This window comes from Pseudoxanthomonas sp. USHLN014 (assembly GCF_037153335.1).
In the GTDB taxonomy this organism is placed as follows: domain Bacteria; phylum Pseudomonadota; class Gammaproteobacteria; order Xanthomonadales; family Xanthomonadaceae; genus Pseudoxanthomonas_A; species Pseudoxanthomonas_A winnipegensis.
Genome location: NZ_JBBCKO010000003.1, coordinates 1 through 13,597, shown reverse-complemented (window position 1 = coordinate 13,597; position 13,597 = coordinate 1). Strand labels below are relative to the sequence as shown.

General features: G+C 68.6%; 10 protein-coding genes and 1 riboswitch. Of the genes, 2 read left to right on the top strand and 8 right to left on the bottom strand.

Going from position 1 to position 13,597, the window contains the following annotated elements; translation table 11 throughout:
* Window positions 1-24: 24 nt before the first annotated feature.
* A complete protein-coding gene (locus tag WFQ05_RS07150) occupies window positions 25-768 on the bottom strand; it encodes a sulfite exporter TauE/SafE family protein (protein WP_130524531.1) in 744 nt (247 codons plus the stop codon).
* Between the two features lie 85 nt (window positions 769-853).
* Here WFQ05_RS07150 and WFQ05_RS07145 point away from each other — a divergent pair, with 85 nt between their 5' ends.
* Window positions 854-1,753 carry a LysR family transcriptional regulator gene (locus WFQ05_RS07145; RefSeq protein WP_337053271.1) on the top strand — a complete coding sequence of 300 codons (900 nt, stop codon included), beginning with the start codon at window positions 854-856 and terminating at the stop codon, window positions 1,751-1,753.
* A 79-nt stretch (window positions 1,754-1,832) separates the two neighbouring features.
* Here the strand turns inward: WFQ05_RS07145 and WFQ05_RS07140 are convergent, their stop codons facing one another.
* The 7 genes from WFQ05_RS07140 to WFQ05_RS07110 form a co-directional block, all read right to left on the bottom strand.
* A complete protein-coding gene (locus WFQ05_RS07140) occupies window positions 1,833-2,720 on the bottom strand; it encodes a fructose bisphosphate aldolase (protein WP_345786381.1) in 888 nt (295 codons plus the stop codon).
* 178 nt (window positions 2,721-2,898) lie between these two features.
* Entirely contained in the window at window positions 2,899-5,190 is a 2,292-nt protein-coding gene (metE, locus tag WFQ05_RS07135; protein ID WP_337053269.1) for a 5-methyltetrahydropteroyltriglutamate--homocysteine S-methyltransferase, read from the bottom strand.
* Window positions 5,191-5,421: 231 nt separating this feature from the next.
* Window positions 5,422-5,674: riboswitch (cobalamin riboswitch) on the bottom strand.
* Window positions 5,675-5,788: 114 nt separating this feature from the next.
* A complete protein-coding gene (locus WFQ05_RS07130) occupies window positions 5,789-7,303 on the bottom strand; it encodes a histidine kinase famiy protein (RefSeq protein ID WP_337053550.1) in 1,515 nt (504 codons plus the stop codon).
* Window positions 7,304-7,459: 156 nt separating this feature from the next.
* Entirely contained in the window at window positions 7,460-8,209 is a 750-nt protein-coding gene (locus tag WFQ05_RS07125) for a response regulator transcription factor (RefSeq protein WP_337053268.1), read from the bottom strand.
* Window positions 8,210-8,379: 170 nt separating this feature from the next.
* Window positions 8,380-8,865, bottom strand: a complete 486-nt coding sequence (locus WFQ05_RS07120; protein WP_337053267.1) for a hypothetical protein — start codon at window positions 8,863-8,865, stop codon at window positions 8,380-8,382.
* A gap of 220 nt (window positions 8,866-9,085) precedes the next feature.
* Window positions 9,086-9,640 (bottom strand): hypothetical protein, encoded by a 555-nt coding sequence (locus WFQ05_RS07115; RefSeq protein ID WP_337053266.1) that lies wholly within the window; start codon window positions 9,638-9,640, stop codon window positions 9,086-9,088.
* A 171-nt stretch (window positions 9,641-9,811) separates the two neighbouring features.
* Window positions 9,812-11,905, bottom strand: coding sequence for a catalase (locus WFQ05_RS07110; protein WP_337053549.1), 2,094 nt, complete (start codon window positions 11,903-11,905; stop codon window positions 9,812-9,814).
* Between the two features lie 156 nt (window positions 11,906-12,061).
* On the opposite strand from WFQ05_RS07110, the gene WFQ05_RS07105 reads away from it, so the two are divergent.
* Window positions 12,062-12,880 (top strand): YdcF family protein, encoded by an 819-nt coding sequence (locus WFQ05_RS07105; protein WP_165421984.1) that lies wholly within the window; start codon window positions 12,062-12,064, stop codon window positions 12,878-12,880.
* The last annotated feature ends 717 nt before the right edge of the window (window positions 12,881-13,597 follow it).

The window sequence follows — 13,597 nt, the reverse complement described above, 5'->3', positions numbered from 1 at the left end:
TCCGGCCCCGCACGCGCCCGCGTTTCAACCGCGCCACGCAAGCTCCACCCCGAGCAGCAGCAGACAGATCAGGAAGCCGGTCCGGAACGCGGCCGGACGGATGCGCTGGCGCAGGCGCTGGCCCAGCCACATGCCCGCCAGGGCAGGCAGCACGGCGATCGACGACGGCAGCAGATGACCGACCGACAGCGCGCCATGCAGGGCCAGACCGGCGGCCAGCGCGAGCGTGGAGACGGTGAAGGACAGGCCCAGCGCCTGCACCAGCGCATCGCGGTGCAGGCCCAGCGCCTGCAGGAAGGGCACCGCCGGGATCACGAACACGCCGGTTACCCCCGTCACCACGCCGGTGATGCCGCCGACCAGCGGCGCAAGCACGCGTTCCAGCGCGGGCGGCACACGAAACGGCCGGGACAGCAGGGTCACCAGGGCGTAGAGCACCAGCGCGATGCCGAGCAGGCGCGCCGTGCCGTCCGCCGCCCCACCGGCCAGCCAGGCGGAGGCCAGCAGCGTGCCGGCGACCACCGCCAGCTGCATCGGCCACAGCCGTCGCAGCAGCGCACCCAGCTGCCCGCCACTGACCAGCTGCAGCACATTGGTCACCAGCGAAGGCAGCAGCAGCAAGGCGGCCGCCCAGGCCGGCGACATCAGCGCACCCAGCACGCCCATGGCCACGGTAGGCAGGCCCATGCCGGTCACGCCTTTCACGCAGCCGGCCACGAAGAACGTGCCGAGCACGATCAGCCACCACACTTCCGTCGAGATCTGCATGCCGCCATGAAACGGGGTGACGCGCACGGGCACAATGCGGTCTGTCCGATGCCGACCTTCGGGCCAGCCGAAGGAGCCCTTGGCCTTGCGATTCGATCTGCCCGACCTGCGCCTGTTCCTGGCCGTGCTGGACGCCGGCAGCATCACCGCCGGCGCCGAGCGCGCGCACCTGTCGCTGGCCGCCGCCAGCGAGCGCCTGCGTGCGATGGAGGAATACGCCGGGGTCGTCCTGCTCGACCGCCTGCCCAAGGGCATCCGGCCCACCGCGGCGGGCGAGGCGGTGGCCCATCACGCGCGCTCGATCCTGCAGCAGTCGGCGCTGCTGCGGCACGCACTGGCCGACCATGCGCGCGGGACGCGCGGACGCGTGCGCCTGATGGTCAATACCGCGACCATGAGCGAGGCGCTTCCCGCCGCGCTGGCGCCCTGGCTGGCGGCCCATCCCCACATCGACGTGGAGCTACTCGAGCGCAGCAGCGAGGAGATCGCCAAGGCGCTGGAGGCCGGCGTGGTGGAGCTGGGCATCCTGTCCGAGGCCGCGGCCTCGCCAGGCCTGCAACGCCAGCACTTCGCGCGCGACACCCTGGTGGCGCTGCTGCCGCCCGCGCACGCCGCCGCCAGTGCGCAGGCGCTGAGTCTGGCCGATCTGGCGGCCGAGCCCTGGATCGGCCTGCCCGAAGGTAGTGCCCTGCAGCGGCATCTGGACGCCCAGGCGGCGGCGCTGGGCCTGCGTTTGGCGTATCGCGTGCGGCTGCGTACATTCGAGGCCATCGGCGCGGTGGTCGCCGCCGGCGCCGGCGTCGCCGTGGTGCCGGCCGCCGCACTGGCGCGGCTTGGGCCGTGCGTTCGCGGCGTTGCGCTGCGCGAGCCCTGGGCGCAGCGACGCCTGTGCCTGTGCTGGGACGACGCGCGCCCGCTGTCGCCGACTGCGCAGGCCTTGCGCACTCACCTGGCCGACTGGGCCGACCGCGCCGCCGATCGTTGAAGCCCGCCCTGCCGCGGCCCTTGAAACGCAACAGGCCCCGCCGAAGCGGGGCCTGCGTGAACCACACCGTCCGCGTCGATCAGGCGATCGAGGCGCGGTAGATCGACTCGATGGTGGCATCGAGGGTCTTGTTGAACTCCTCGTCGCTCTGCTGCGCGCTCAGGCCCTCGGTCAGCGCGCGGCTGAAGCTGGCGATGATGCCGGGGTTCCGGGCCAGCTTGGCGTTGGCCTCATCGCGGCTGTAGCCGCCGGACAGCGCCACGACCTTGAGCACGCTGGGGTGGTCGACCAGCTCCTTGAAGAAGCCATCGACGCTGGGCAGGGTCAGCTTGAGCACGACCGGCGTGGACGCATCGACCTTGTCCAGGCGCTCGAGCAGCCCCTGCTTCAGCGTGGTCTCGATCTGCGCCTTGTCGGCGGCCTTGATGTCCACCTCCGGCTCGATGATCGGGACCAGGCCGGCGTCCAGCACCTGCTGGCCCAGCTCGAACTGCTGGTCCAGCACCGCCGCGATGCCGGCGGCGTTGTCGGCCTTGATGACCGAGCGCTCCTTGGTGCCGAACACGCCCTTGGCCTTGGCCTTGGCCAGCAGCTCGGCCAGGCCCGGGATGGGCTTGAGCAGCTGCACGCCGTTGGCCTCGTCCTCCAGGCCCTTGTCGATCTTGAGGAACGGCACGACCTGCTTGACGTTCCACAGGTAGTGCGCGGCCTCTTCGCCTGCGAAGCGGTCGTCGAGCGTGCGCTCGAACAGGATCGCCCCGACCACGCGCTCGCCGGTGAACGCCGGGCTGGTGACGATGCGCTCGCGCATCTGGTGGACCAGCGCGAACATCTCCGCATCGTTGGAATAGGCCGACTCGTCGACGCCGTAGAGCTTGAGCGCCTTGGGCGTGCTGCCGCCGCTCTGGTCCAGTGCGGCGATGAAGCCCTGGCCGGAAGCAATCTTGTCCCGCTGTTCCTGGTTGATCGACACGGTCGGCAAGTCCTATGAAAGATGGGGGAGCCAGAGTGTACGCAAGCCCCGCGTCGCTGGCAGCCGTGAAAACGTTATCGGCTTCATAACGGTTTCAGCCGGGGGACACGCCGCGTGGTGTGCCGCGTGCGCCGAAATGCCGCGCCTGCAGCGCAGGCGCGGCACGCGCGCATCAGGCCGCCTGGGCCAGATCCGCGCGCAGGCGGCGTGCGGCTTCCACCATCTGCTCCAGCGCATGGCGCGTCTCGTCCCAGCCGCGGGTCTTCAGGCCGCAGTCCGGGTTGACCCACAGCTGCTGCGGGCTGAGCACCGCCCGCGCCTTGCGCAGCAGTTCCACCATTTCCTCCACCGAGGGCACGCGCGGGGAGTGGATGTCGTACACGCCCGGGCCGATACCGTTGGGATAGCGGAACCGCACGAACGCATCGAGCAGCTCCATGCGCGAGCGCGAGGTCTCGATCGAGATCACGTCCGCATCCATCGCCGCCACCGCATCGATGATGTCGTTGAACTCCGAATAGCACATGTGGGTATGGATCTGGGTCGCATCGCCCACACCGCTGGCGCAGATGCGGAAGGCCTCGATCGCCCAGTTCAGGTAGTCCGACCACGCATCGCGGCGCAGCGGCAGGCCCTCGCGGATGGCCGGCTCGTCGATCTGGATGATGCCGATGCCGGCGGCCTCCAGGTCGTTGACCTCATCGCGCAGGGCCAGCGCGATCTGCCGGCAGGTCTCGCTGCGGGCCTGGTCGTCGCGCACGAACGACCACTGCAGCACCGTCACCGGGCCGGTCAGCATGCCCTTCATCGGCCGCTGGGTCAGCGACTGGGCGTAGCGCGACCAGCGCACGGTCATCGGCTTCGGGCGCACCACGTCGCCGAAGATGATCGGCGGCTTGACGCAGCGGCTGCCGTAGCTCTGCACCCAGCCCAGCTTGGTGAAGGCGAAGCCGTCCAGCTGCTCGCCAAAGTACTCGACCATGTCGTTGCGCTCGTACTCGCCATGCACCAGCACGTCCAGGCCGATGCGTTCCTGGAAGCGCACACAGCGCTCGGTCTCGGCCTCCAGGAAGGTCTCGTAGTCGGCGTCGGACAGCTTGCCCGCCTTGTGCTGGGCGCGCGCCTGACGCACCTGCTGGGTCTGCGGGAACGAGCCGATGGTGGTGGTCGGATACACCGGCAGCCCGAACGCCTGCTCCTGCAGCACGCGGCGCTGGGCGTAAGGCGAGGCGCGCCGGCTGTCGGCCTCGCTCAGCGTGGCCAGGCGCCGGGCCACCTCGGGCCGATGCACGCGCGCCGACTGGCGGCGCGATTCCAGGCGGGCGCGCTGCTGCGCCAGCAGGCCTTCCGCGCCTTCGCGTCCGTCCAGCGCGTCGGCCAGCACGCGCAGCTCGCCCAGCTTCTGCCGTGCGAAGGACAGCCAGGACTTGAGTTCGGCATCGAGCGCCTTCTCCTGCTCCAGGTCGACCGGTACGTGCAGCAGCGCGCACGACGGCGCCAGCCACAGGTTGTCGGCGCCGACGTGCCCTTGCGCATAGCGCGCCAGCGTCAGCGCGTTGTCCAGGTTGGTGCGCCAGACATTGCGCCCGTTGACCAGGCCGGCCGAGAGCACGCGGCCCTTGGGCCAGGCCTGCAGCACCGCGTCGAGCTGTTCCGGCGCGCGCACCAGATCCACGTGCAGCCCCTCGACCTGCAGCCGCGCGACCAGGTCCAGGTTGTCGCCCAGCGCGCCGAAGTAGGTGGTCAGCAGCAACCTGGAGCGCGGCGCCTGGGCCAGGAACGCATAGGCGCGGGCGAAGGCCGCCTTCGCCGCCTCGTCCAGGTCCAGCACCAGCGTGGGTTCGTCGATCTGCACCCAAGCCGCGCCAGCAGCATGCAGGCGTTCGAGCAGCTGCGCGTACACCGGCAGCAGGCGCTCGAGCAGCGCCAGCCGGTCGCTGCCATCGGTGGTCTTGGACAGCAGCAGGAAGCTCACCGGCCCAAGCAGCACCGGGCGCGTGTCGAAGCCGGCGGCCCTGGCCTCCAGGAACTGGGCCACCGGCTTGTCGCCGCGCAGGGCGAAGTCCTGGCCGGCATGCAGCTCGGGGACGATGTAGTGGTAGTTGGTGTCGAACCACTTGGTCATCTCCAGCGCGCGCAGGTCGATGCCCCCGGTCTGCACGCCGCGCGCCATGGCGAAGTAGCCGGCCAGCGGGTCGGCGTCGGCCAGGGCGCGATAACGCTGCGGGAGGGCGTCGAACAGGAACGCCGTGTCCAGCACATGGTCGTAGAGCGAGAAGTCGTTGCTGGGCAGCACGTCGGCGCCGGCCTGCCGCTGCAGCTGCCAGTGCTGCGCGCGCAGGGCCGCGGCGGTGGCCTGCAGCGTGTCGGCGCTGTGCTCGCCCTTCCAGTAGCGCTCCAGGGCGTGCTTGAGTTCACGGCGTGGTCCGATGCGCGGAAAGCCAAGGTTGGTGACGCTGGTCATTGAATGGATCCTCATTGCGTGTGGGCATTGAGGAACGAAGGAACCGCACGCCACGCCTTACAGCCCTGCGGCTGCGACGTGCCATGCCAGCGACCTTCGCCCCCGCGGGCGAACCGGCCCCGTGCGCGGAAACCTCCACACGCGCACGCCTGCTGCACCGGGCCTTGCGCCCGCCGCATCACGCGCCCGTGCCGCTCCCGCGAGCGGTGCCAGGTCGAAGCGGAAGACCGAGCAGGGTCCTCCGGCCGGGGCCGGTCTTCGGGCTCATGGACACGGCGCGGACGGGTCCGCACCCCCTACTCCCCGCCGCTTCCCGGCCCGATGCCTTGCGGCGCGGACCAGTGCTGTTGGCAGGCTTCGTTTCCAATGACCGCTGCGGGGCAGCTCCGGAATGGACGCGCACGGGGCGCGCCTTCACCGGATTCCCGTTTAATCCATCGCTTCATGTGGATGAAGCGATGGAACCACGACGGACGCACCTTACGCGCCGGGTGCCGGGCGCGTCAAGGCGGCTCACGGATCGGTCGCGCCAACGAAAAGGCCCCTTTCGGGGCCTCTTCGTCTCGCAGGTGTTTGACGGCAAGGCTGCCGCTGCAGCTCAGCCCACGCCGGTCGGGCCGTCCAGCACCTGACGGACCAGCTTGAGCAGGTCGCGCTGGGTGTATGGCTTGTTGATCACGTCGAACTGCGCGCCTTCGGCGTCGCTGCGCGCCAGCGTGTTTTCGGCATAGCCGGTGGTGAGGATGACCTTGGTCGCCGGACTGCGCCGCATGACCTCGTGGGCCAGGACCACGCCATTCATGCCGCCCGGCATGATCAGGTCGGTGAACAGCAGATTGAACGGGTCGCTCGCCTTCAGCAGCTCCAGCGCCTGCGCCGCGTTGCTGGCGACCTCGGTCTGATAGCCGGCCGCTTCCAGGAACATCTGCGCCACCGCCGCGACCTCCTCACGGTCCTCCACGATCAGGATCCGTTCGCTGCCGCCGCGGCCGCTGGCACGCGGTTCGGGCAGCTGCGGCTTGCCGCCTTCGCTGGGCTGGGCCGGGAAGTACAGCCGGATCGTGCTGCCCCGATCCACCTCCGAATAGATGCGCACCGCGCCGCCGGACTGCTTGACAAAACCGTACACCATGCTCATGCCCAGCCCGGTGCCCTTGCCTTCCTCCTTGGTGGTGAAGAACGGCTCCAGCACGCGCTGCTGGATGTCCAGCGGCATACCGCAGCCGGTGTCGGTCACGGCCACGCTGACGTAGTGACCCGGCGCCAGATGATGGAAGTCGGGGCTGCTGAGATCGCTCTGGTCCACCTCCACATTGGCCGTCTCGATGGTCACCTGCCGCTGCGGGCGATCCTCCATCGCGTCGCGCGCATTGAGCAGGATGTTCAGCAGCGCCACCTCGGCCTGGGTGCTGTCCAGCTTGGCGTTCCACAGCGAGGCGTCCAGGTGGGTGACCAGCTCGACATCGTCGCCCAGCGAGCGGTGCGCCAGGTCGATCATTCCCGACACCAGCGTGTTGAGGTTGGTGGTCCGGCCCTCCAGCCGCTGGCGACGCGCGAATGCGAGCAGTTGCTGGGTCAGCGTGGCGGCCTTCTTGGCCGCGGCCTGCGCGCGCGCGATGCCGACCTCGATGCGCGCCTGGTCCGGCTTCTCGGCACTGTTGAGCATCCCCAGCAGCTCCAGGTGCCCGCTCATGACCTGCAGCAGATTGTTGAAGTCGTGCGCGATGCCGCCTGTCAGCTGGCCGACCGCTTCCATCTTCTGCGCCTGGCGCAGTGCGTCCTCGGCGTCGCGGCGGCGGCTGACGTCCAGCTGCGAACCGAAGAAGAAGATCAGATTGCCCTGCTCGTCGAACACCGGCGAGGTGAACAAGGCGTTCCAGAACGAGGTGCCGTCCTTGCGGTAGTTCAGGATCTCCGCGGCGAACTCGCGGTTCTGCGCCACCGATTCGCGTATCGCCGCGACCGTGGCCCGGTCGGTGTCCTTGCCCTGCAGGAAACGGCAGTTACGCCCGACCAGCTCTTCGGCGCTGTAGCCGGTCATCTCGATGAAGGCGCGATTGGCGAAGATGATCGGGTTGTCGGGCTGGTGCGGGTCGGTGACGATCATCGGCATGCGGGTGGTTTCCACCGCCGCGAAGAAGATGTCCGACTTGTGACCCTTCAGGCGCAGGTCGTCGATCGCCGGGGACTTGAAGCCGGGTGCGGTTTCCTGGGGCAAGCGCAATCCTTGGTGAGTGGGAAGGGACCGACGCCGGGCCCAAGGGCCGCCTCAGGCCGCCACGGCGGCCGAATCGGTCTCGGGCTGCGTCGATGGCAGCGGCTGGTCCACCGGCGCCAGACGGAAACCGAAGGTCAGGTGGGTGTGCAGCAGCGGGCTACCGAACGGCTTGTCGATGACCTTGCGCAGATTGTAGATGTGGCTGCGCAGCGTGTCCGAGTCCGGCAGGTCGCTGCCCCAGATCTCGCGCTCCAGCTGGGCCCGGGTGACGATCGCCGGCGAATGCCGCATCAGCACCGCCAGCAGCTGAAACTGGATCGGCGAGAGCGACAGCCGCTGGCCGGCGCGCTTGACCGTGTAGTTCTCCGTCTCCAGGGTCAGATCGCCGACCGTCAGCCGCGTGCCCGCCAGCTGACGGCGCTGGCGCTTGATCAGCGCGTTCAGGCGGGCCTGCAGTTCCGGCAGGGCATATGGCTTGACCAGGTAGTCGTCCGCGCCGGCCTCGATGCCGGTCACGCGATCCTCGACCCGCTCGCGGCCCGACAGGAAGATGATCGGCGTGCTGCGCTTGACCTCGCGGCGGAACGCACGGCAGACATCCAGCCCGTCCATACGCGGCATCTTGCCGTCCAGCAGGATCACGTCGTAGTGCTGCTCGCTGGCCAGGCGCAGGCCTTCGAGTCCGTCATGGGCGTAGTCGACGTCGTAGCCGATCGATTCGAGATACTCGCCAGTTGCAGTGGCGATCGCGTAGTCGTCATCGACCAGCAGCAGGGTGTGCCGTTGTTGGAAGGCGCGCATAGGGGCAGGTCCTGGAAGTGTGCCGATACCATCGCTGCGCCCCCGCCCATGTCGGGTGAAGGCGAGACCGCTTACCGCTGATTGAACGCATCGCGTTTTCTCTTCGCTCAGCGATGTGGCGTTGAGGTCAGGACGTCTTCGCGCGGTGCTGACGCTGCGCGTGATGTCAGCTACGTATTTTGCGGCGCGCAGGTAGCGAGTAGATGTTGTCTGCTTTCGCTCAGCAGCACCTCGGAGTGCTCGCGCAGCTGGCGCGCCTGTTGCCTGGCATCGACCAGATTGGCGCGCAGTTCCAGCTCGTCGGCCGCCGTTTCCAGATGGTCGCGCGCGGTGACCGAACGCGCCCGCTGCTCGTCGATGCTATGGGTGCCCTGGAGCACCTGCATCCGCAGTGCGGCAATCGCACGCTCGGCATCGAGTTCGAACAGCGCCAGCCTGCGCGCCTGTTCGAGCAGGCGCCCGTCCGGGTCCCGCGCGCCGACACGGCGCCGCAGTCGCTCGAGCACCCGCCTGCATTGGGCGGCTGCCATCCACAGCCGATGCGCTTCCTCGTCCGCCCCGGCCTGCGCCGCGCTGCGCAGCCGACGGGCGGTCAGGGCTTCGCGCTTGGCGTGTCTGAGCTTGGCGCGCTCGAAGACGCGCGAGACTGGCCACATCAATGCTTCCCCTGTCCGCTTCGCAGAGACGTCATGCGCGGGACGAGGCGCGGATGGGACAGCACGACGCCAGCGAGGCGGATGTGCATCCGCCGGACCTGCGGTCGACAACCGAAGGCGCACACGAGGCCTCTCTCGCACTCGTGCACAAGGATCGGTTTACCGCCAGCAACAGGGCCCAACGCCGCGATGTGTGACAAGACGATAAGCAGCCGCGCGCTCAACCGGTCGGCTGGGCGATCGCCGCGACCCGTGCGTCCGGGCGCAGTTCGGCACGTGCCTTGGCCGCGGCGTCGGCCAGCACCAGCAACGCATTGGCATAGTCGGCCGCGGCGTAGGTCACGGTGTCGCGCGTGACTGCGGCGCCGCCCTGCAACATCGCCACCTGGTCGGTCATCACCGCGATCTGCGCCAGCTCGTCGGCGTGGCCGATCACCTTGGACAGCGCCAGCACCTCCGCCCGCTGGCCGCTGATCGAATCCCAGTCCAGCGCGTCCACCAGCGAAGCGGGCGGATCCAGCGTGCGCCACTGCAGCGCGTAGCGCACATCGCCCCAGTGGCCCAGGCGCAGCGAGGTGGCCAGCACGCGCAGGTCGGCGGCCCACTGGTCCAGATCCACGGCCAGCTGCTGGCGCTCCGGCTCCCAGTCGGCGTCGTGCATTGCGCGCTTGCGGCCGCCGAACAAGGGCTGGACCAGCAGAACGAGGACGGCGGCAAGAAGCGCGGCGAGCAGGATGGCGACGAGAACGTCGGATTGCACTGCGAGGTCGGCCATGGTGGTCGGATGGAGAGGATGCGTGGCTCAGATTTACTGAGCCGCACGTGATGGCCGCGCAGTGAATTGCTGAACAGGTCACGATATCGTGGTGCGCTTCGCATCGCCTGAAACGACAAGGGCACGCCGGCGGAAGCCGGCGTGCCCTTCGGGCCATGCTTGGCGAAAACTTCAGGCCAGCATGCGCAGCTTCGGCTCGCGCGCCCATTGCCGCGTCTTGGCCGCGGCGATGAAACCCTTGGTGTCGGCCGCATCGACGATGCCCGCGTCCTTGCCGACGTTGCCGGCCTTCAGCAGCGGCGCGGCGCCCGCATCGCTGGCGATGGCCTTCAGATGCGCCCAGGCGTTGCTGACGAAGTCGATCGCCGCCGAATCCTTGGCAAGCGCCTTGCCGGCGTCGGCCGACAGCACCACCGCGACCGCATCGAACACGAACGATGGCGTGCCCGCCAGCTGGCCATCGGCGCTGACCTTCCGGCCTTCCGACAACGCCACGCCCAGCTTGGGCGCCACCAGCTTGACCGTCGCACCCGCATCCTTTGCCGCCTTCTGCAAGGCCTTGACCGTGCCCACGTCCGAGCCGTCATGCACCAGGATGCCGACCGTGCGGCCCTTGAGCGTGTCCTTCATCTTGCCGATCAGCTGCAGCGCCGGCGAGAGCGGCATGTCGATCGGCTCGACCTTGGCCTGCGCCGGCGGCGGCAGCGCATCCAGGCCCAAGCCGTTGGCCACGCGCTGGGCCAGCTCGGCATCGACGTGGCGCAGATGACCGATCACGGCTTCACGCACGTGCGCCGTCTCGACCTTGGACAATTCGAACACCAGCGCCGACGCCAGATGCGCGTGCTCGGGCTTGGTCTGGCTGCGGTAGAACAGCCGCGCCTGGCTGTAGTGGTCGGCGAAGCTCTCCGGCCGCAGGCGGCCCTTGGCGCCATCATCGACGGTGGCGTGACTGCGGAAGCCGGCCGGCGTCTCGCGCGGGCTGTCTTCCTGCAGCGAGGACGGCTCATAGGCCACGCGCCCCTTCGGCACGCCCATCTGCATATGGCCGTCGCGCTGGTTGTTGTGGAACGGGCACTTGGGCGCGTTGATCGGCAGCTGATGGAAGTTAGGCGAGCCCAGCCGCGAGAGCTGCGTGTCCAGGTACGAGAACAGCCTTCCCTGCAGCAGCGGATCGTTGGAGAAGTCGATGCCGGGCACGATGTTGGCCGGGCAGTAGGCCACCTGCTCGGTCTCGGCGAAGAAGTTGTCCGGCCAGCGGTCCAGCACCATGCGCCCGATGATCTGCAGCGGGATGGTCTCCTCCGGGATCAGCTTGGTCGGGTCCAGGTGATCGAACGGGAACTGCGCCGCCTGTTCCTCGGTGAACAGCTGCACGCCCAGCTCCCATTCCGGGAAGTCGCCGCTGCTGATCGCCTCGAACATGTCGCGGCGCTGGAAGTCAGGATCCGCGCCGGCCACCTTCACCGCCTCGTCCCAGACGTGGGACTGCAGGCCCAGCTTGGGCCGCCAGTGGAACTTCACGAAGGTGCTGTTGCCCTGCGCGTCGAGCAGACGAAAGCTGTGGATGCCGAAGCCTTCGATCATGCGCAGCGAACGCGGGATGGCGCGGTCGCTCATCGCCCACATGATCATGTGCATCGACTCGGGCGTGAGCGAGATGAAGTCCCAGAAGGTGTCGTGCGCGCTGGCCGCCTGCGGGAAACCGCGGTCCGGCTCCATCTTCACCGAGTGGATCAGATCGGGGAACTTGATCGCGTCCTGGATGAAGAACACCGGGATGTTGTTACCCACCAGATCCCAGTTGCCCTCCTTGGTATAGAACTTGACCGCGAAGCCGCGCACGTCGCGCGGCGTATCCACCGAGCCCGCGCCGCCGGCCACGGTCGAAAAGCGCGTGAACACCGGCGTCTTTACCCCGGTCTCGGTCAGGAGCTTGGCGGTGGTGTACTTGGACAGCGACTTGGTCAGCTCGAAATAGCCGTGCGCCGCGGTCCCGCGTGCATGCACGATGCGCTCTGGGATGCGCTCATGATCGAAGTGGGTGATCTTCTCGCGCAGGATGAAATCTTCGAGCAACGTCGGTCCGCGCGGGCCGGCCTTGAGCGAGTTCTGGTTGTCGCTGACCGGGATGCCCTGGTTGGTGGTCAGTGCGGGATGCGTGCCGCCGGCCTGCTGGTGGAGCTCGTCGCCTTCGCCGCGCGTGACGGCGCCTTGGTCGGCGGGCGGGTTGGCGGGCTTGGGGATGGGTTTGCGTGCGGCCATGGCGTGCTGCTCCAGGTGGCGGGCGAAGGGACTCACGATCCTGGTCGCGAAGACGTCAACTGTTTGTGGATTGCCGCTCGCATCGCCTTCACACGATGCTCCCAAGGTCCAGCCGCGATCTGCGACCATGCACGCATCGTTCCAGGGACCTGCGTGATGTCGCTGCTGTTTCTTGCCTTCGGCGTCCTGCTGACGGCGCTGCTCTTTCGCCTGCGTCGCCCGCGCATCGCGCGTGCTGTCGGCGTGGCCTGGTTCCTGGTGTTCTGGCTGCTGGGCAATGGCGTACTGGCCGGCTGGATCGTCGACGCCACCCAGGCCGGCCAACGCTCGCCGGCACGCGTGGACTGGCAGCCGGACGCGGTGATCATCGTGCTGGGCATGGGCATGCAGCGGCTGCCGCACGAAGGCGGCATCGAACCGCAGTCGCTGGCCTACAGCCGCATCCTGCGCGCGGTGCAGCTGTTCGACGCATGCAAGGCCGCCACGCAGGGCTGCAAGGTGCTGGTGTCCGGCGGCGACCCGGCCGGCCTCGGCAACAGCGAAGCCGAGCTCTATGCCTCGCTCATCGAAGAGGCCGGCGTGCCGGCCGAGGACGTGCTGAAGGAAGAAGCCTCGCGCAACACCTTCGAGAACGCCAAGTTCACCGCCCGCCTGCTCTCGAGCAGGGCGCATGGACCGCTGGTCCTGGTCACCTCGGGCCTGCATATGCGGCGCAGCCTGCTGTACTTCCGCCATTTCGGCCTGCAGCCGACCCCGGCGCGCAGCGACTACACCGCGCCGTTCGCCTCCTGGCTGCCCAACAGCTACAACCTGCTGATCAGCGACCTGGCCGCCGTCGAGTGGCTCGGCATCGCCCGCTACCACTGGTACAACTGGCTCGGCCGCAACGACCCTCCTGTCAAACCCACGCCGGACGCCGTGCCCTCCCATCCGCGCCTGCGCGATCGCCCGGTGACGCTCCCCCCGGCGCAGTAGTCCGCCGCCGAGCGATTGGCGGCCAACCGCAGCCCTGGCGAGCAAGGTCCCGTCGGCGGCCATGGACCGCCACTGTACGGAGCGTCGCGAAGTAAACCTGCTGTAGCGGCTCTCAACCGCGTCACGAAGTCGTGCGGGAGCACCCGAGAAGCAGAGCAGCTAAGCCGCTATGACTCTCACGCTCGTTAGCCGCGGCTTGGCGCCAGGGCGGCGTCAGGCGCGCGCGAAGGCCGGGGACGTTCAGTGCAGGAGAGCTCCATCGGGAGCCCGTCATCGGATGCGAAGCCCTGCATCGGCGGCCCGATTCGCTGCGCCGCTTATCAGGTGCGTGGCGCATGCGTCGCCGTCTGCCGCTGTCGGTCAATCGTCTTGCGTCTTTTTGCGGACGATCAACGCTGTTGGCCGAACCTTAGACGCAATCACTATCCGCGCATCTCGTTTGCTTTGCCCCGCAGGTACCGGGCTTCCGAGGTGGGATAACTCGAAGCAAGCACACGGGGCACGCATGCATCAGCATGCGCAGTAGTCGTACTTGGCTCAAGGGGCGCGGCCTTGCGCAGCACGTTGGTGCCTTCCGCTTCCAGCCGTCCGCCCGCATCGAATGCTCGGGCGTATTGCCTGGCTCTCTGCGTTGCGTCCCAGGCCGCGCGGCAGCTTTGCTTTTCCCAGGCGCAAAAGAAGACCCCCTCAGATCGTTGGATCTGAGGGGGTCTGGGG

Excerpts from the sequence above, each read along its gene's own strand:
- WFQ05_RS07150 (WP_130524531.1), bottom strand. The coding sequence starts at position 768 with ATGCAGATCTCGACGGAAGTGTGGTGGCTGATCGTGCTCGGCACGTTC.
- metE (WP_337053269.1), bottom strand. The coding sequence starts at position 5,190 with ATGACCAGCGTCACCAACCTTGGCTTTCCGCGCATCGGACCACGCCGT.
- WFQ05_RS07130 (WP_337053550.1), bottom strand. The coding sequence starts at position 7,303 with ATGCCGATGATCGTCACCGACCCGCACCAGCCCGACAACCCGATCATC.
- WFQ05_RS07125 (WP_337053268.1), bottom strand. The coding sequence starts at position 8,209 with ATGCGCGCCTTCCAACAACGGCACACCCTGCTGCTGGTCGATGACGAC.
- WFQ05_RS07120 (WP_337053267.1), bottom strand. The coding sequence starts at position 8,865 with ATGTGGCCAGTCTCGCGCGTCTTCGAGCGCGCCAAGCTCAGACACGCC.
- WFQ05_RS07115 (WP_337053266.1), bottom strand. The coding sequence starts at position 9,640 with ATGGCCGACCTCGCAGTGCAATCCGACGTTCTCGTCGCCATCCTGCTC.
- WFQ05_RS07110 (WP_337053549.1), bottom strand. The coding sequence starts at position 11,905 with ATGGCCGCACGCAAACCCATCCCCAAGCCCGCCAACCCGCCCGCCGAC.
- WFQ05_RS07105 (WP_165421984.1), top strand. The coding sequence starts at position 12,062 with ATGTCGCTGCTGTTTCTTGCCTTCGGCGTCCTGCTGACGGCGCTGCTC.